Source organism: Janthinobacterium kochi (genome assembly GCF_051380715.1).
Taxonomy (GTDB): Bacteria; Pseudomonadota; Gammaproteobacteria; order Burkholderiales; family Burkholderiaceae_D; genus Janthinobacterium.
On the sequence record NZ_JBNYXO010000012.1, the window covers coordinates 110,741 to 127,354 of the forward strand.

The window sequence follows — 16,614 nt, forward strand, 5'->3', positions numbered from 1 at the left end:
GACCCCGGCAGTGCTGGTTTAACTTAAAACCACTGGTCGACCTGTTGCAGATCCTGCCGCAACGCTGAAAAGCAGTCGTCCACATGGTGGTTGCGGCTGATTTCATTGCGCCGCATCAAGGCGATCTTGCGCTTGCACGTGGGGTGGCGCAAGGGCGCCACGTGCAGTTCCTCGTCATTGAGGAAAGTCGTGTACAGGCTGGGCATGATGCCCACGGCGATGCCGGCACGCACCACGCCATACAGCGACTCGCTGTGTATCATCTGGTACAGGCTCGATGGACTCAAGCCATGCTGGCGCAGCGCGCTCGAGGCAAACTCCCAGATGCTGCCCTTGGTAAACACGACGATTTCCTGCCCCGCCAGCTGCTCCCAGCGCACTTCCTTCAGCGGCGCCAGCGCATGGCGTCCCGCCGTCACCAGCACCAGCTCGTCTTCGAACAGGCCCACGCTTTCCAGCGAGACGGAGCCGGGCACCTCGATGCCCACGCAAAAGTCCAGCTGGCCTGAATGCAGGGCGTGCAGCAAGCCGTCATTGGGCATGTCGGACAGGACGATTTCCACTTCATCGCCATGCTGCTCGCTGTAGCGCGCCACCACCACGGCCGTCATCGCCATGGCGGACGGGATCGCGCCGATGCGGATGCGGTGCCGGCCGCTGCCGATGGCGCGCTGGATATCGGCAAAGGTGTTGCTCGCCGTATTCAATAAATGCGTGGCGTAATCGAGCGCCAGCTTGCCTTCGCGCGTCAATTCCAGCTGGTGGGTTGTGCGGTTAAACAACTTTTTTCCCAGCTGATTTTCCAGCAGCTTGATTGACGCGCTGAGCGCCGGCTGGGTCACGCACAATTCCTGTGCGGCCTTGCTGAAGCTGTTTACCCGGGCTAAGGTGGAAAACGCTTGTAAATGTCGTAAGGAAATCTTCTTGCTCAGTTCATGCATGGGCATTGCTTATTAGAAAAAATAATGGATTTATAAAAATAAACAAATTTTCTTATCCCGCAATTTACCATATTCTGGACTGGTCTTTACTTGTCTTGAAAGCAACAATATTCAGGAGAAGCGCCTGGAATGCGGCACCGGCACGTGCGGCGGCGCGTCAGGCATGGGACGCATCAATACAATAATTCCAAAAAAACTCAGGGTTTATTCTTTTTAGGGTGGCGGCGATGAACAAATGGATGACGGGAACGATGGTGGTGGGTGGCTTGCTGGCGGCGCAGGGCGCCGCGCAGGCGCAAAGCAGCGTGCAAGTGTATGGCTTGCTGTCGGCCGGTATCGGCTATGTGTCGGACGAAGGCAAGGGCAGCCGCACGCATGCGCTGAGCGGCACGAATCAGAATCCCCGCATCGGTTTCCGCGGCCAGGAAGACCTGGGCAACGGCACCAAGGCCATCTTCGTGCTGGAAAACGGTTTTAACGTGATGACAGGCACGGCTGCGCAAAGTGGCCGTTTGTTCGGCCGCCAGTCGTATGTGGGCTTGTCCAGCAATGACAAGGGCACCCTGACCCTGGGGCGCCAGTACGAAGCCGTCAAAGATTTGCTGGGCCCGGTGGTCATCGCCAGTAACGGCGTGCATATCGGCGACAATGACAATGGCTACAACAATTTGCGCGTGCAAAATGCCGTCAAGTATGTCAGCCCGAACATCAGCAACCTGTCGTTCACGGGCTTGTACGGTTTCAGCGAAAACCCGCAAGATTCCAACCGCAACCGCGTCTACAGCATGGGTGCCGGCTACAAAGTTGATGCCTTCAGCTGGGCCGTCGCCTACACCAAGATGGACCACCCGAACAGCCCGGATGCGCCGAATGGCGCCATCGGCAATGACTACGGCAGTTCCCTGTTGATTTTCAACAAGAGCGCCGTCAGCGGCGCCGGCGTGAACAGCCAGGCCATCGCCGGCACGGGAGGCTTTTATAATGTGGGCAAGACCAAGTTTGGTGCGCTGTACACCAATGTGCGCTACCACTACCTGGATCAAAGCAATCTGACCTTGCAAAACGTGGATCTGAACGTGAACCACAAGCTGACGGAAGCGCTGAACCTGGGCGCGTCGTATTTCTTTACTACCGGAAAATATGACGTGATCAATAAGACGCCGAAATGGCATCAGGTCAACTTCCAGGCCGATTACTTCCTGTCCAAGCGTACCGATGTCGCCGTCACCTGGAGTTACCAGAAAGCGGCCGGCGATGCGACGTTCGCTCGCGTGTTCGGTTTCGGTGCCTCTGGCGGCAAGACGCAAAGTGTCCTGATCGTCGGCATGCGACATTATTTCTGAGTCTGATTCATCTTTACAGGCGCTGTCCCGCAGCGCCTTCCCCTGAAAGGAAGCATCTTGAAAAAGCACCTCATGTTGGCGTTGAGCCTAGGCTTGCTGGCTAACGCCGCCCACGCGGAAAAACGCGCGCTGGTCATTTCGGCCTACCCGATTGCCCAACCCTTGTTCATGAAGTATGTGTACGAGCCGTTCAAGGCCAAATGCGGTTGCGATATCAAGGTGGAAACGGGGAATAACGCGGACCGCATCGCCAAGCTGGTGGTGCATGCCAAGAACCCGGTGATCGACCTGGTGCTGCTGTCCGATTCCGGCATGCTGGAAGCGGCGCAAAAGGGCGTCATCCAGCCCATGGATTACGCCAAGTTGAGCAATTACAAAGCTCTGTATGACGTGGCGAAAAACCCCATCGGCGGCAACTACGCCGTCGGCTACACCCTGTACTCGGTGGGCCTGGTGTACCGCAGCGACAAGATCGCCCCGCTGACGTCCTGGAAGGACCTGTGGCGCCCCGAACTGAAGGGCCGCGTGGCCTTCCCCGACGTGAGCACCACGCAGGGCCCGCTGATGCTGCGCATGGCCGATGCGGCCTGGGGCGGCAAGACGGATGACTACGCCACCGGCTTTGCCAAGATTGTCGGCATGAAGGGCAACGTCGTCACGTTCTCGAAAAACAGCGCGCAGCTGGCCGCCCTGTTCGCCCAGGATGAAATCTGGGCCGCGCCCGTGGCGCGCTTCACCTGGTCGCAGATGCTCAAGACGGGCCTGCCCCTGAAATGGAGCATCCCGGCCGAAGGCCAGGCGGCCGGCATGAACGTGATGGGCATCGTTGCCGGTTCGAAGAATGCGGACCTGGCTTACCAGCTGATGGATTTCTGGCTGTCCAAGGAAGTGCAGACGCAGCTGGCGACCAACCTGATCGATTCGCCCGTCAACAAGGACGTGCGCCTGTCGGTGGCCGCCGCGCAATTCAATACCTATGGCGCCGATCAAATCAGTTCGCTGAAATTCGTCAAGCCGGAAACCATCATCAAACAGCGCAGCAACTGGATGACGCAGTGGAACAAGGCCATGAGCAAATAGTGGTGACGAGGAGAAAACACCATGTTTGCTGATCCAAAAAAGCGCCTGGGACTGCTGCTGGTCCTGCCGGCGCTGATCTTTATCGTCGTCTGCTTCCTGCTGCCCGTGCTGGCCTTGCTGGTCGACGCCTTCCGCGTCGGCGACGGCATGCAGTGGGGTTTTGAGCGCTTCATTGAATTTTTTTCGCAGGAATTTAACCGCACCATCTTTTGGCGCACCCTGCGCATCGCCGCGCTGGTGACGCTGGCGGCCATCATCCTCGGCTATCCGGCCGCGCAAGCCGTGGCGCGCGTGTCGCCGAAGTGGCGTGGGCTGGTGGTGGGCATGATGATCTTGCCGCTGATGGTCTCGCCGATCGCGCGTACCTATGCCTGGATCGTGCTGCTGGGCCGCAATGGTGCCCTCAACGCGGCGCTGGTCAACATGGGTTTCACGGACGAGCCCTTGCGTTTGCTGTTCAGCGAGTTCGCCGTGTTTGTCGGCCTGCTGCAATTGCTGCTGCCGCTGATGCTGATGTCGCTGGCGGGCGCGCTGGAAAACCTGCCGCGCGACGTGGAACCGGCTGCCGCCACCCTGGGCGCCAATCCATGGCAAGTATTCTGCAAGGTCACCCTGCCGCTGACGCAGGAAGGCCTGGTGGTCGGCGGCACGCTCGTGTTTACGGGCTGCGTGACGGCCTACGTGACGCCGGCCCTGTTGGGCGGCACCAAGGTGCTGATGCTGGAAACCCTGCTGTACCAGAAGGTCAGCGTGGAGAGCGATTTTGGCGCCGCGAATGTCATCGCCGTCATCCTCGTCTGCATGACCCTGCTGGTGAATGCCGGCCTTAAACGTATTTCCTCGAGCCGGAGTTCCGTATGAAAGAAAGCTTGTTCTCACGCGCCGTCCTGTGGCTGGTGTTTTTGTTCCTGCTGGGGCCTTTCGCCATCGTCGTGCTGGCGGGCTTTTCCGGCGGCGAAACGCTGGCCTTCCCGCCCGAGTCGTACTCGCTGCGCTGGATTCTCGAAGTGTGGTCGGCGCCCGAGTTCCGCCGCGCCTTCCAGACCAGCCTGGAAATCGGCCTGATCGCCACCGTCATCGCGCTGTTGCTGGGCATTCCCGTCGCGTACGCGTTTTCGCGCATGCCGCCGCCCGGCATCGGCGCCATCCGCCAGGTGCTGACGTCGCCGCTGATCATCCCCGCCATCCTCGTTGGCCTGGGCTTGCTGCATCACCTGGTGCTGACCATCAACGCGCCCGTCTACGTGGGCCTGCTGATCGGCCATATCGCGCTGCTGATTCCGTACTCGGTGCGCGTGGTGTACGCCAGCCTGGTGAATTTGCGCGTGGATATCGAGGATGCCGCCATCACGCTGGGCGCGTCGCGCCTGCGCGCCTTCTTCATGATCGTGCTGCCGAATATCCGCAATGCCGTGATCGCCGCCTTCTTCCTCGCTTTCGTCACCTCGTTCAACCAGGTGCCCGTCTCGCTGTTCCTGACGGGACCGGGCATCAGCACCCTGCCGATCGAGATGCTGGGGCATATGGAAAACAGTTTCGATCCATCGATTGCTGCCCTGTCGACCTTGCTGGTCTTGTTCACCATGGCCTTCGTGATGGTGACCGAGAAGGTGCTGGGAATTTCTAAATACATGTAAGAGGCAACACACCATGAGTTATCTGGAACTGCACAAGCTGAACCTCGGCTACGCCAAGAACACGACGTCCGTGAAAGACCTGGATTTGCACGTCGAGCAGGGCGAATTGATTTCCCTGCTGGGCCCCAGCGGCTGCGGCAAGACCACCACCATGCGCGCCATCGCCGGCCTGATGCCGCTGCAGTCGGGCCGCATCGTGCTCGATGGCCGCGAAATCGGCAAGCTGGCGCCGAACAAGCGCAATATCGGCATGGTGTTCCAGTCGTATGCGCTGTTCCCGCACCTGAACGTGTACGACAACATCGCTTTCGGCCTGCGTCTGCGCAAGGTGGCGCCGGCCCTGCTGAAAACGAAAGTGGAAGCCGTGATCGCCGCCGTGGGACTGACGGGGTTCGAGACGCGCTTGCCGGCCCAGATGTCCGGTGGCCAGCAACAGCGCGTGGCGCTGGCGCGCGCCATCGTCGTCGAACCTGCCCTGCTGCTGCTGGACGAACCGCTGTCGAACCTGGATGCCAAACTGCGCGTGCAGATGCGCGCCGAGCTGCGCCGCATCCAGCGCGAGCTGGGCATCACCATGCTGTACGTGACGCATGACCAGGAAGAAGCGCTGGCGCTATCCGACCGCATCGTCGTCATGAACGGCGGGCGCATCGAGCAGCTGGCCGCGCCGGAAGCCGTCTTCAATACGCCGTCCACGCGTTTCGTCGCCAACTTCATGGGTTTTGAAAACCTGTTCGACTACCGCGACGGCGCGCTGCACCACGGGGGCGCCAGCCTGCCGTACACGTCTCCCGTCGCTGCCGGCACCACGGTGCTGGGCTGGCGTCCGGACAAGGTGCGCGTCTGCGCCGCCGATGACGCGGCAGGTAACTACCCAGGTACCGTGCTGGCACGGGGCTTTCTGGGCGACACCGTCGAATACCTGCTGCAAACCCCGCTGGGCCAGGTCAAGGGCATTTGCGCGGCCGGTGGCGCCGCCTGGCGCGAAGGCACGGCCGTGTCCTTCGTGCTGCCATCCGATAGCGCCCTGTGGCTGGCCGCCTGACTTTCTAGTGAGAGCATCATGGACAAATCCTTGAAGAAGATCTGGCTCGATACCGATCCCGGTTTCGACGACTGGCTGACGATGCTGCTCCTGGGCAGCAATCCCGACATCGAGTGGCTGGGCGTAAGCGTGGTGGCGGGCAATGCGCCTGTCGATATCACCTACGACAATGCCTTGCGCATCAAGGCCCATGATGGCTTGACGGTGCCCATTTATCGAGGCTGCGAAGAACCGCTGGCGGGCGTCATCGAGACGGCGCAGCGCATCCTCGGCGACAGCGGCATGCCCACCACTGGCGACATCCTGCCGCCCGGCGCCGCCACGGATGCGGCCGGCCACGCCGTCGACGCGCTGATCGCCGCCGTGCGCGCTCACCCTGGCCAGATCACCCTCATGGCGATTGCGCCGATGACCAATATCGCAACCGCGCTGGCCAAGGCGCCTGATATCGCCGGCAAGATCGTCGAAATCATCCTGATGGGCGGCTCCACCGACCAGGGCAACCACACGGCGGCGGCCGAGTTCAATATCTATGCGGACCCGGAAGCGGCTGCTCAGGTCTTCAAGTCCGGCATTGCGCTGCGCATGTTCGGCTTGAACCTGTGCCGCCAGCTGCTGGTGACGAATAAAGAAGTGGAACGTCTGCGCGCCATCGACACGCCGCGCGCGCGGCGGCTGGCCGGCTACCTGGAAGCGTATGTGCGCATCCGCAGCACGGACGGTTCCGTGCCCATGCCGATGTACGACCCGGTGGTGGCCCTGTACCTGGAAGCGCCGCAGCTGTTCCAGTTCCAGAGCGCCAACGTGGCCATCGAATTGACGGGCGAACTGACGCGCGGCATGACGGTGTGCGAATTGCGCGTGCCGCGCCGCGCCGCCATCAACACGCAGGTGGCGATGCTGGCCGATGGCCCGGCCGCCATCGAGCGCTTGATGCGCCGCCTGGCCGCCATTCTCGTCTGACCCACTTCACTACGAAACGAGCTTCATGTCTAATTCACCCCTGAGCATCGAACAGTTTTTTCGCGCCATGCCGAAGGTGGAGCTGCACTGCCACCTGTTTGGCACGGTGCGCCAGGCGACTTTCCGTGCCCTGGCGGCCAAAACGGGCAATGTCGTCAGCCCCGAGGAAATCGACGCGTTCTATACGCGCGGCGACAAGCCCGTCGGCGTGCTGCGCGTGCTGCGCGCGCTCGACGCGCACCTGATCGTCTCGCCCACCGACCTGTATTGCCTCGCCTACGAATACCTGGAAGACGTGCATGGCCACGGCGTGCGCTATGCGGAGTTTTTCTGGAATCCGACCGGCACCGTGCGCGTCTCGGGCATTCGCTATGACGCGGCGCAAGACGCCATCGTGGCCGCCATCCGCGACGCGCAGCGCGATTTTGGCGTGATCGGCCGTTTGATCCCCAGCATCGACCGCGAAGCCGCTCCCGCGGAAGCGGTGCAGATGGTGGAATGGATGAAGGCGCACCGCGCGCCGGAAGTGATCGGCATTGGCATCGACTACCGCGAAAACGACCGCCCGCCGGAGCTCTTCATCGAAGCCTACCGCGTCGCGCGCGAGGCAGGTTTCAAGTGCACGGCGCATGCGGGTGAATTCGGCATGCCGTGGATGAATGTGGCGACGGCGATTGAAGCCTTGCAGGTGGACCGCGTCGACCATGGCTACACGATTGTCGACAATCCGGAATTGGCGCAGCGCTGCGTGGAACGTGGCCTGGTATTTACCGTGGTGCCAACCAATTCGTATTATCTGCGCACGCTGGCGCCCGAGCGCTGGGCGCTCGATCACCCGATCCGCGCCATGGCCAAGCTGGGCTTGAAACTGCATCCGAACACGGACGACCCGACCCTGCACCACGTGACGCCGACTGGCGCCTGGATGATGATGCGCGAATTCGGTTTCGGCCTGGATGACATGCGCGGCTTCATGTTGAATGGCCTCGATGCGGCCTGGATAGCCGAGTCCACGCGGCGCGACTGGCGCGCGCAATTTACGCGCGAGTTCGACGCGCTGCGTGCGCGCGTCGCCGAAGAGTCTTAAGCCGAGACGGGCGGCGGTGCCAGCAGCGACGGAAACGCCCGCTGCGGGCACGCCTGCCGCTCGCACACCTTGCAGCCCGTGCCGATGGGCGTGGCACTGGAAGGGTCGTGCAAATCGAGTCCCTTCGAGTAAATCAGCCGGTGCGCCTGCGAGATGTCGCAGCCCAGGGCCACGGCAAAGGTTTTGCCGGGCGCGCGAAAGCCCGGCGAGGCCGTGCTGACCTGGCGCGCGATCCACAGATAGGTGCAGCCGTCGGGCATGCTGGCCACTTGCGTGAGCACCTGGCCCGGATGGCTGAAGGCGTCGTACACGATCCATAGCGGACACGTGCCGCCCACCCGCGAAAAGTGAAAGTCCGTGGCCGACTGGCGCTTAGAGACATTGCCCGCGCGGTCGACGCGCACGAAAAAGAAGGGCAATCCCGCCGCCTCGGGGCGCTGCATGGTGCTCAAACGGTGGCACACGGCTTCGAAACCCACGCCGAACTGGTGCGCCAGACGCTCGATATCGTAGGCGCGCGTTTCCGCCGCCTGCAAGAAGCGTTGATACGGCATCAAGAGGGCGCCCGCAAAATAGTTGGAAAACGCCAGACGCGCGCTCGTTTGCGCGGCGGCGCCGGAAAATCCCGCCGCCAGCACCAGGGAGTCGATCAGCTCGCTGTGCTCGAGCAGGCTGATTTGCGCCGCCATCTGGAAGGCGCGCTGGCCGCCCGTCAAGGTGTCGGGCAACCACAGGATGTGTTGTTGGGCATCAAAACGGTGCTTGCGCACCATGCCCGCATCGCCATCGGACAGTTGCACCTGGATGCCGTGGCGCTCCAGTAGCCGGCTTTGCAGCGCGTCGAGCGTGCGCAGCTGCGGATCGAGTTCGCCGGCCACCAGCTCCGCCGCCCGGTCCAGTTCATCGATGTAGTTTTGTCGCCGGTTCAGGTATTCGCGCACTTCCTCGTCCGTGGAGGGCGCCGCCGAGCTGGCGCCGCGGCTGCCGTCGTCGAGGCGCGCGGCCAGCGTGTCAGCCCGCTCCGCCATCATGCGGTAGCGCCGCTGCAGCAGCAAGATCGAGCGCGCCAGTTCCGGCATGTTTTCCACCAGCATTTTGAGCTCGGCCATCGAGGTTGGCGGCGCGTCGGGCAATTCGCCGAACACGTCGCGCACGTCGGCTACAAGGCTGGCGCTGTCGTGTTCGGAGAAAATTTGCGGATCGACTCCCAGTACTGTGCCGATGCGCAACAGAATCGGTACCGTCAGCGGGCGCTGGTTGCGTTCCATCTGGTTCAGGTAGCTGGGCGAAATGCCCAGGGACTTGGCCAGCGCCACCTGCGTCATGCGCCGTTCCTCGCGCAGCCGCTGCAGGCGCACGCCCATGAAAACCTTTGCCATCGCGCTTCCTCTTCCCCGGTTTGTGGAATCTGCAAATTTACAATATTTGCAGATTAACAGATTCAGCTTTGCATTATCTCGCATTTTCACGCCTTGTTTGCGGCGGCGATTGTGCGAATAATGCAAACAGACCCATACCCACACCAGGAGACACCGAGTGACCACGCAAAACGCTGCTGCAATGAATATTCCGACAGTTCCCCTCTTGATCAACGGCGAGTGGGTTGAATCCCAGACCACCGTCTGGCGCGACGTCGTCAACCCGGCCACGCAGGAAGTATTGGCGCGTGTACCGTTCGCCACGCCGGACGAAGTCAATGCGGCCATCGCCTCGGCCCAGCGCGCTTTTAAAACCTGGCGCAAGACGCCGATCGGCGCACGCGCGCGCATTTTCCTCAAACTCCAGCAGTTGATCCGCGAAAACATGGCCGACCTGGCCGCCACCTTGACGATGGAACAGGGCAAGACCCTGCTCGACGCGGAAGGCGACGTGTTCCGCGGCCTGGAAGTGGTCGAGCATGCCGCCAATATCGGCACCCTGCAGATGGGCGAATACGCGCAAAACGTGGCCGGTGGCGTCGATACCTACAGCGTGATGCAGCCGCTGGGCGTGTGCGCTGGCATTACCCCGTTCAACTTCCCCGCCATGATCCCGCTGTGGATGTTCCCGATGGCAATTGCCTGCGGCAATACCTTTGTGCTGAAGCCATCGGAGCAAGATCCGTTGGTGACGGAAAAACTCGTGCGCCTGGCCTTGCAGGCGGGCATTCCGGCCGGCGTGCTGAACGTGATCCATGGCGGCGAAGACGTGGTCAATGCCCTGTGCGACCATCCGGACATCAAGGCGATTTCGTTCGTGGGATCGAGCAAGGTGGGCACGCATGTGTACCAGCGCGCCAGCCTGAACGGCAAGCGCGCGCAATGCATGATGGGCGCCAAGAACCACGCCGTCGTCTTGCCGGACGCCAATAAAGAACAGACGCTGAACCAGTTACTGGGTGCCGGCTTCGGCGCCGCCGGCCAGCGCTGCATGGCCGCGTCCGTCGCCGTGCTGGTGGGCGCAGCACGCGAATGGTTGCCGGAACTGTCCGCCAAGGCGCAAACCCTGACGGTCGGTGCGGGCAAGGACAATCCGGACCTGGGCCCCGTGATTTCCTGCGCGGCAAAAGAGCGCGTATTCAGCCTGGTCGCCAAGGGCATCGAACAGGGTGCCGTGCTGACCCTGGACGGCCGCGACGTCAAGGTCGATGGCTATCCGAACGGTAACTTCGTCGGGCCGACGATCTTGTCCGGCGTGAAACCTGGCATGGTCGTGTATGACCAGGAAATCTTTGGCCCGGTATTGATCGTCGTCGAAGTCGACACCCTGGACGAAGCGATCGCCCTGGTGAATGCGAATCCGAACGGCAACGGCACGGCGCTGTTTACGCAAAGCGGCGCGGCGGCACGCTACTTCCAGGAGGAAATCGACGTGGGCCAGGTCGGCATCAACGTGCCCATCCCCGTGCCCGTTCCCCTGTTCAGCTTTACGGGTTCGCGCGGCTCGAAACTGGGCGACCTGGGTCCGTTCGGCAAGCAAGTCGTGTTGTTCTACACGCAGACGCAAACCATCACCCAGCGCTGGTTCACGGATGCGGCGTCGGTGGGCAAGGTCAACACCACCATCAGCCTCAAGTAAGGAGCCGCCATGGACTTTGAATTGAGCGACGAGCAGCGCGAATTCCAGCAGGCGGCGCGCGCGTTTGCCGAAGGCGAACTGGCGCCGCACGCGGCGCATTGGGATGCGGAATCGATCTTTCCCGTGGACACGATCGCCAAGGCGGGCGAGATGGGCTTTTGCGGCCTGTACACGCCGCAGCGCTGGGGCGGCCTGGGCCTGTCGCGCCAGGATGCGGCCATCGTTTTCGAGGAGCTGGCAGGCGGCTGCACCTCGACCACGGCCTACATCACCATCCACAACATGGCCACCTGGATGCTGTCGCGCTGGGGGCAGGAAACCCTGTGCGACGAGTGGGTGCCGGCCTTGGCAGCCGGCCAGAAGCTGGCCAGCTATTGCCTGACGGAACCGCAATCGGGTTCCGACGCGGCGTCCCTGCGCACCAAGGCCGTGAAAGAGGGCGACTTTTATGTGCTGGACGGCACGAAAGCGTTTATCTCCGGCGCAGGCCAGACGGATATGCTGATCGTCATGGCGAGAACCGGCGGCGAGGGCGCGGCGGGCATTTCCGCGTTTGCCGTGCCGGCGAATTTGCCCGGCATCGTGTATGGCAAGAAAGAAGAAAAGATGGGCTGGAACAGCCAGCCCACGCGCATCATCAGCTTCGACCAGGTGAAAGTGCCTGTTGGCAATTTGCTGGGCGCGGAAGGCGAAGGCTTTGCGATTGCCATGAAGGGCATCGATGGCGGGCGCATTAATATCGCCGTGTGCTCGGTGGGCACGGCGCAGGCGGCCCTCACGCGCGCGCAAGCGTACATGAAGGAGCGCACGCAATTCGGCCGCGAGCTGGCGCAATTCCAGGCCTTGCAATTCAAGCTGGCCGACATGCTGACGGAACTGGTGGCGGCGCGCCAGATGGTGCGCCTGGCGGCCTGGAAACTGGACCAGGAAAGCCCGGACGCCACCGCGTATTGCGCCATGGCCAAACGTTTCGCCACGGATGCGGGCTTCAATGTGGCCAACGATGCGCTGCAGCTGCACGGCGGCTACGGCTACATCCGCGAGTACCCGCTTGAGCGCCACGTGCGCGACACGCGAGTGCACCAGATCCTGGAAGGGACGAATGAAATCATGCGCCTGATCGTCGCGCGAGCGATTTTGAAAGATGGCGCCACGGAGACCTTACGATGACTAAAGTGTATACCAATCTGCTGCTGGAACGCCGCGGCCACACGGCCCTGGTGACCCTCGACAACCCGCCCGCCCACACGTGGACCCAGGCCAGCCTGAATGCGCTGACGCAGCTGGTGGCCGACCTGAATGCAGACCCGGACGTGTATGCGCTGGTGATCACGGGCGGCGGCGCCAAGTTCTTCTCGGCGGGAGCCGATCTGAAAGTGTTTGCCGATGGCAACAAGGACACGGCGTTTGCCATGGCCGCCGCCTTTGGCGAGGCGTTTGAGGCGCTCTCGGCGTTTCGCGGCGTCAGCATCGCCGCCATCAATGGCTATGCCATGGGCGGCGGGCTCGAATGCGCGCTCGCTTGCGACATCCGTATTGCCGAAGAACATGCGCAGATGGCCTTGCCGGAAGCATCGGTCGGCTTGCTGCCGTGCGCGGGCGGCACGCAGCACTTGCCGTGGCTGGTAGGCGAAGGCTGGGCCAAGCGCATGATTTTATGTGGCGAGCGGGTCGATGCGGCCAAGGCCCTGGCCATCGGCCTGGTCGAGGAAGTTGTGCCGACGGGCAAGGCTGCCGCCACGGCGCTGGCCCTGGCCGCCAAGGTGGCGCGCCAGAGCCCCAGCAGCGTGACGGCATGCAAGACCCTGATCCAGGGCGCGCGCAGCCATCCGCTGGTCAATTCCCTGCCCGATGAACGCACCCTGTTCCTGGGCCTGTTCGATACGCAAGACCAGAAAGAAGGCGTGCAAGCATTCCTGGAGAAACGTGCGGCGGAGTGGAAGAATGGTTGAGACCGTCAAGATAGAAGAACGTGACTGCCCCGGCGGCATGAAGCTGGGCGTCATCACCCTCGACGCACCGAAGTCCTTGCACGCATTGACCCTGGAAATGATCCGCGCCATCGATGGCGCCCTCGTGCGCTGGGCCAGTGATGCGGCCATCGCCTGCGTGGTGCTGCAATCGTCGACCGACAAGGCCTTTTGCGCGGGCGGCGACGTGCGCAGCTTGCGCTCGGCAGTTGCCGAGCAGCCAGGTATCGTGCCGAACCCGCAGGCGCTGGCTTTCTTTGCCGAGGAATACCGGCTCGACCACCGCATCCATACGTATGCAAAACCGCTGCTGGTGTGGGGCGGCGGCATCGTCATGGGTGGCGGCCTGGGCCTGATGGCGGGAGCCAGCCACCGCGTCGTGACGGAAAGCACGCGCATCGCCATGCCGGAAATCACGATCGGCCTGTTCCCCGACGTGGGCGGCAGCTGGTTCCTGGGCCGCATGCCGGGACGCAGCGGCCTGTTCCTGGGCTTGACGGGTGCGCCGATGAACGCGGCCGACGCCCTGTTTGCGGGCCTCGGCGACTATTTCCTGCGCCAGGAAGAGCGCGCCATGGTGCTCGACGCTCTGGCGCTGGCGCAATGGCAAGCCAGCCCGCAGGAAAACAGCGAGCAGCTGGATCGCTTGCTGCGCGGCTTTTCGGCCCCGGCATCCATGCTGCCCGTCTCCGAAGTGCGCGCCAACTTCGACGCCATCGCCGCGCTGACGCAAGCGCCCACCTTGCCCGAAGTGGTGGCGGCCATCGCCGCCTATGACGGGGACTCGGCCTGGCTGCAGAAGGCGGCGCACTCTCTGGACAAGGGCGCGCCCAGCTCGGCCGCTTTGGTCTGGGCCATGCGCGAACGCACGCGGCATCTGAGCCTGGCGCAAGTGTTCCAGCTGGAACTGATCGTTGCTGTGCAATGTTGCGCCCATGCGGACTTCAGCGAAGGCGTACGCGCCTTGCTGATCGACAAGGACAACGCGCCGCAATGGCAGCCGGCCAGCCTGGCCGACGTCAGCGCAACGTATCTCAATGAATATTTCACGGCGCCATGGGATAGCCATCCTTTGTGCGACCTGCATTAAAAGAACAACAGGAGACTCTAAAAATGCAACATATCGCTTTCATCGGCCTTGGCAACATGGGTGCCCCGATGGCCCGCAACCTGGTGGCCGCCGGCTTCCACGTCTCCGTCTTCGACTTGGCGCCGGCGGCCGTGGCGTCCCTGGTCGAGGCGGGCGCTACGGCGGCCGCATCCGCCAGCGCGGCCGTGCAGACGGCTGATGCCGTCATTACCATGCTGCCAGCCAACAAGCATGTGCAGGAACTGTACCTGGCGGCCGGCGGGGTGCTCGATTCGGCCAAGCCGGGCGCCCTGTTCATCGATTGCAGCACCATCGCCGCCGACGTGGCGCGCCAAGTGGCGCAGGCGGCCAGCGAACGGGGCTTTGCCATGATCGATGCGCCCGTCTCGGGCGGCACGGCGGGCGCGGCGGCCGGCACCCTGACGTTCATCGTCGGCGGTAGTGTAGCGGCCTTGCAGCAGGCGCGTCCATTGCTGGAAAAGATGGGCAAGAACATCTTTCATGCGGGCGAGGCGGGTGCGGGCCAGGTGGCGAAGATTTGCAACAACATGCTGCTGGGTATCTTGATGGCCGGTACGGCCGAGGCGCTGAACCTGGGCGTGGCGCATGGCCTGGACCCGAAAGTGTTGTCCGACATCATGGCCAAGAGTTCGGGCCGCAACTGGACCCTGGAAGTGTACAACCCGTGGCCCGGCGTCATGGAGGGCACGCCCGCGTCGCGCAATTACACTGGCGGCTTCGGCACGGCGCTGATGCTGAAAGACCTGGGTCTGGCGCAGCAGTCGGCCCTGTCGGCAAACGCGCCCACGCCCTTGGGCGGCCTGGTGCGCCAACTGTACCAGATGCATGCGCAAGCCGGTTATGCGCAGCTGGATTTCTCCAGCATCGTGCACATGCTGCAGCCAGGGTTGAACAAGCCCGTTTGAGAAATTTTGGGCAAAAAAAAGCCCGCTGGTAAAAGCGGGCTAAATCCAATTCTTGGAAGAGTTGGAGGAGACAGATGCATTATGTTGCATCGCCACATATAACTCCAATTTATCTTTGGAATATCAACTATATATTTCAGTGATATCTCTTCCCGGTAGCCGCGCAGCGGCTACCGTTCCCGCAACTCAGACCGGATTACAGGCGATCTTCACCGTCGTCACATTCGCTTCGCCCATGGTGCCGACGCCTGTGCCCGGCTGTACCTCGCACTTCAGACCCTTAGGCTGGGCGGTGACGGTGACGTTGTAGGTGGTGCCATCGGCAACAGGGCTAGCCATGGTAAAGGTCGTGGCATCCTTGGCCACTGTGGTGGTTGCATTGCCGTTAATCAGCTCCAAGCCTTCGACCGTCAGGCCGGAAATCGTGCCGCCCACGCTATACGCGTTTTGTGAACAAGAAACAGCGGCGCTGATGTTGATGTAATGGCCAGCCGAACCGGAGCCACCACTGATGCCGCAAGTCATATGGGCCGGTTGTTGCTTGACGGTGATGTTGTAGTCGGTGCCATAGTCGATGCGCTTTTTAAAGGTAAACCTGGTCTGGCCGGCTTCAACCGGGAGGTCCTCCCCGCCGTTGGCCAGGATCAGGCCGTTGGTGTTCAAGTTGCCGATGGAACCACTGACATCATACGAGGCCTTGCCGCCGCAAGCGGCCAGTCCGAGGGTCAGCAGCAGCGCGGCGAGTGGGCGCAAGCAAGATAACTTCATGTATTTCTCCAAAAATTAGGTGACGGATCGCAAGGATTACTGCGGCGTGCAGTCGAGTGTGGCCGCGGTCGTGTCGGCAGAGCCCATCTTGCCGGCCGTATCGCTGCCGTTGATGGAGCCCTGGAAGCGGCACGTCAGGCCCGTTGGCTGAGTCAGTACGGTAATGCCGTATTTGGCGCCGTCATCAACGTCTTTGAATTCGTAGGCGGTGGTGCCAGCCCGTGGGCTGGTGCCGGTGGGACCCATCACCAGGCGCAAGCCGCCAGCGGTCAGGCCCGTGATCGTACCGCGCAGCGCGTAGGTATTGGTCTTGCAGTTCACCACGGCCGTGGTCACGGAATAGCTCGATGCCTTGCCGCTGCCATTGGTAATGCTGCAAACGGCGCCGTTCGGCTGTTGCGCGATGGTGATATCGTAGCGGTCATCGGTCTTGACCAGCTTGGTGAAAACAACGGTGCCCTGGCCCAGGGGAACCGGCAAGCGTTCCCCGTCATTCAAGAGAATCAGGCCATCCTTGGCGAGGCCGCCGACGTTGACTTGCAGATACAGGTTGCCGCCGCTGCCGCCGCAAGCTGCCAGTGTGACGGCGCAAGCCGCCGCCAGCATCGAGCGCAGGTACAAATTTTTCATACATTCTCCAAAACGAATTAGGTTGGGTAGCGCAACGCGGACGCTGGCGCCGCATTGGAATGGCGCCTATTTTAGTC

The 16,614-nt window shown here is 62.3% G+C and carries 16 protein-coding genes; 12 read left to right on the forward strand and 4 right to left on the reverse strand.

The genetic code is table 11. The features are described from left to right. Window positions 1-23: 23 nt before the first annotated feature. Complete coding sequence (locus tag ACQ4WL_RS22180) at window positions 24-941, reverse strand: LysR family transcriptional regulator (protein ID WP_436511686.1); 918 nt, start codon at window positions 939-941, stop codon at window positions 24-26. 227 nt (window positions 942-1,168) lie between these two features. Between ACQ4WL_RS22180 and ACQ4WL_RS22185 the strand changes: the two genes are divergently transcribed. From ACQ4WL_RS22185 to ACQ4WL_RS22215, 7 genes are read left to right on the forward strand one after another with little or no spacing between them, the layout of a single operon-like run. Further along, complete coding sequence (locus ACQ4WL_RS22185) at window positions 1,169-2,284, forward strand: porin (RefSeq protein ID WP_436511687.1); 1,116 nt, start codon at window positions 1,169-1,171, stop codon at window positions 2,282-2,284. Window positions 2,285-2,341: 57 nt separating this feature from the next. Continuing rightward, complete coding sequence (locus ACQ4WL_RS22190; protein ID WP_436511688.1) at window positions 2,342-3,364, forward strand: ABC transporter substrate-binding protein; 1,023 nt, start codon at window positions 2,342-2,344, stop codon at window positions 3,362-3,364. 21 nt (window positions 3,365-3,385) lie between these two features. Beyond that, complete coding sequence (locus ACQ4WL_RS22195) at window positions 3,386-4,225, forward strand: ABC transporter permease (protein WP_436511689.1); 840 nt, start codon at window positions 3,386-3,388, stop codon at window positions 4,223-4,225. After that, window positions 4,222-5,001 carry an ABC transporter permease gene (locus ACQ4WL_RS22200; protein ID WP_278317216.1) on the forward strand — a complete coding sequence of 260 codons (780 nt, stop codon included), beginning with the start codon at window positions 4,222-4,224 and terminating at the stop codon, window positions 4,999-5,001. Before ACQ4WL_RS22195 ends, ACQ4WL_RS22200 begins: the two co-directional genes overlap by 4 nt. A 13-nt stretch (window positions 5,002-5,014) precedes the next feature. Further along, entirely contained in the window at window positions 5,015-6,046 is a 1,032-nt protein-coding gene (locus ACQ4WL_RS22205) for an ABC transporter ATP-binding protein (RefSeq protein ID WP_436511690.1), read from the forward strand. Window positions 6,047-6,064: 18 nt separating this feature from the next. After that, on the forward strand, window positions 6,065-7,009 hold the full coding sequence (locus ACQ4WL_RS22210) for a nucleoside hydrolase (RefSeq protein ID WP_436511691.1): 945 nt from the start codon (window positions 6,065-6,067) through the stop codon (window positions 7,007-7,009). 25 nt (window positions 7,010-7,034) lie between these two features. Next, entirely contained in the window at window positions 7,035-8,096 is a 1,062-nt protein-coding gene (locus tag ACQ4WL_RS22215; protein ID WP_436511692.1) for an adenosine deaminase family protein, read from the forward strand. Here the strand turns inward: ACQ4WL_RS22215 and ACQ4WL_RS22220 are convergent. Continuing rightward, complete coding sequence (locus ACQ4WL_RS22220; protein WP_436511693.1) at window positions 8,093-9,475, reverse strand: short-chain fatty acyl-CoA regulator family protein; 1,383 nt, start codon at window positions 9,473-9,475, stop codon at window positions 8,093-8,095. The genes ACQ4WL_RS22215 and ACQ4WL_RS22220 overlap by 4 nt on opposite strands. Window positions 9,476-9,656: 181 nt before the next feature. Between ACQ4WL_RS22220 and ACQ4WL_RS22225 the strand changes: the two genes are divergently transcribed. Genes ACQ4WL_RS22225 through mmsB form a run of 5 tightly spaced genes read left to right on the forward strand, consistent with a single transcriptional unit; the run spans window position 9,657 to window position 15,139 of the window. Continuing rightward, the gene (locus tag ACQ4WL_RS22225) at window positions 9,657-11,153 is read left to right on the forward strand and encodes a CoA-acylating methylmalonate-semialdehyde dehydrogenase (RefSeq protein ID WP_436511736.1); all 1,497 of its coding nucleotides are present in this window, start codon (window positions 9,657-9,659) and stop codon (window positions 11,151-11,153) included. A gap of 9 nt (window positions 11,154-11,162) precedes the next feature. Continuing rightward, on the forward strand, window positions 11,163-12,323 hold the full coding sequence (locus ACQ4WL_RS22230) for an acyl-CoA dehydrogenase family protein (RefSeq protein ID WP_436511694.1): 1,161 nt from the start codon (window positions 11,163-11,165) through the stop codon (window positions 12,321-12,323). Further along, window positions 12,320-13,105, forward strand: coding sequence for an enoyl-CoA hydratase (locus tag ACQ4WL_RS22235; protein WP_436511695.1), 786 nt, complete (start codon window positions 12,320-12,322; stop codon window positions 13,103-13,105). The genes ACQ4WL_RS22230 and ACQ4WL_RS22235 overlap by 4 nt, the downstream gene beginning before the upstream one ends. Further along, window positions 13,098-14,213, forward strand: a complete 1,116-nt coding sequence (locus tag ACQ4WL_RS22240; protein ID WP_436511696.1) for an enoyl-CoA hydratase/isomerase family protein — start codon at window positions 13,098-13,100, stop codon at window positions 14,211-14,213. Before ACQ4WL_RS22235 ends, ACQ4WL_RS22240 begins: the two co-directional genes overlap by 8 nt. Then, window positions 14,198-15,139, forward strand: a complete 942-nt coding sequence (mmsB, locus tag ACQ4WL_RS22245) for a 3-hydroxyisobutyrate dehydrogenase (protein ID WP_436511697.1) — start codon at window positions 14,198-14,200, stop codon at window positions 15,137-15,139. The genes ACQ4WL_RS22240 and mmsB overlap by 16 nt, the downstream gene beginning before the upstream one ends. Before the next feature lie 186 nt (window positions 15,140-15,325). On the opposite strand, the gene ACQ4WL_RS22250 is transcribed toward mmsB, so the two are convergent. After that, entirely contained in the window at window positions 15,326-15,907 is a 582-nt protein-coding gene (locus ACQ4WL_RS22250; RefSeq protein ID WP_436511698.1) for a hypothetical protein, read from the reverse strand. A gap of 36 nt (window positions 15,908-15,943) precedes the next feature. Further along, window positions 15,944-16,537 carry a hypothetical protein gene (locus ACQ4WL_RS22255; protein ID WP_436511699.1) on the reverse strand — a complete coding sequence of 198 codons (594 nt, stop codon included), beginning with the start codon at window positions 16,535-16,537 and terminating at the stop codon, window positions 15,944-15,946. Window positions 16,538-16,614: the final 77 nt, after the last annotated feature.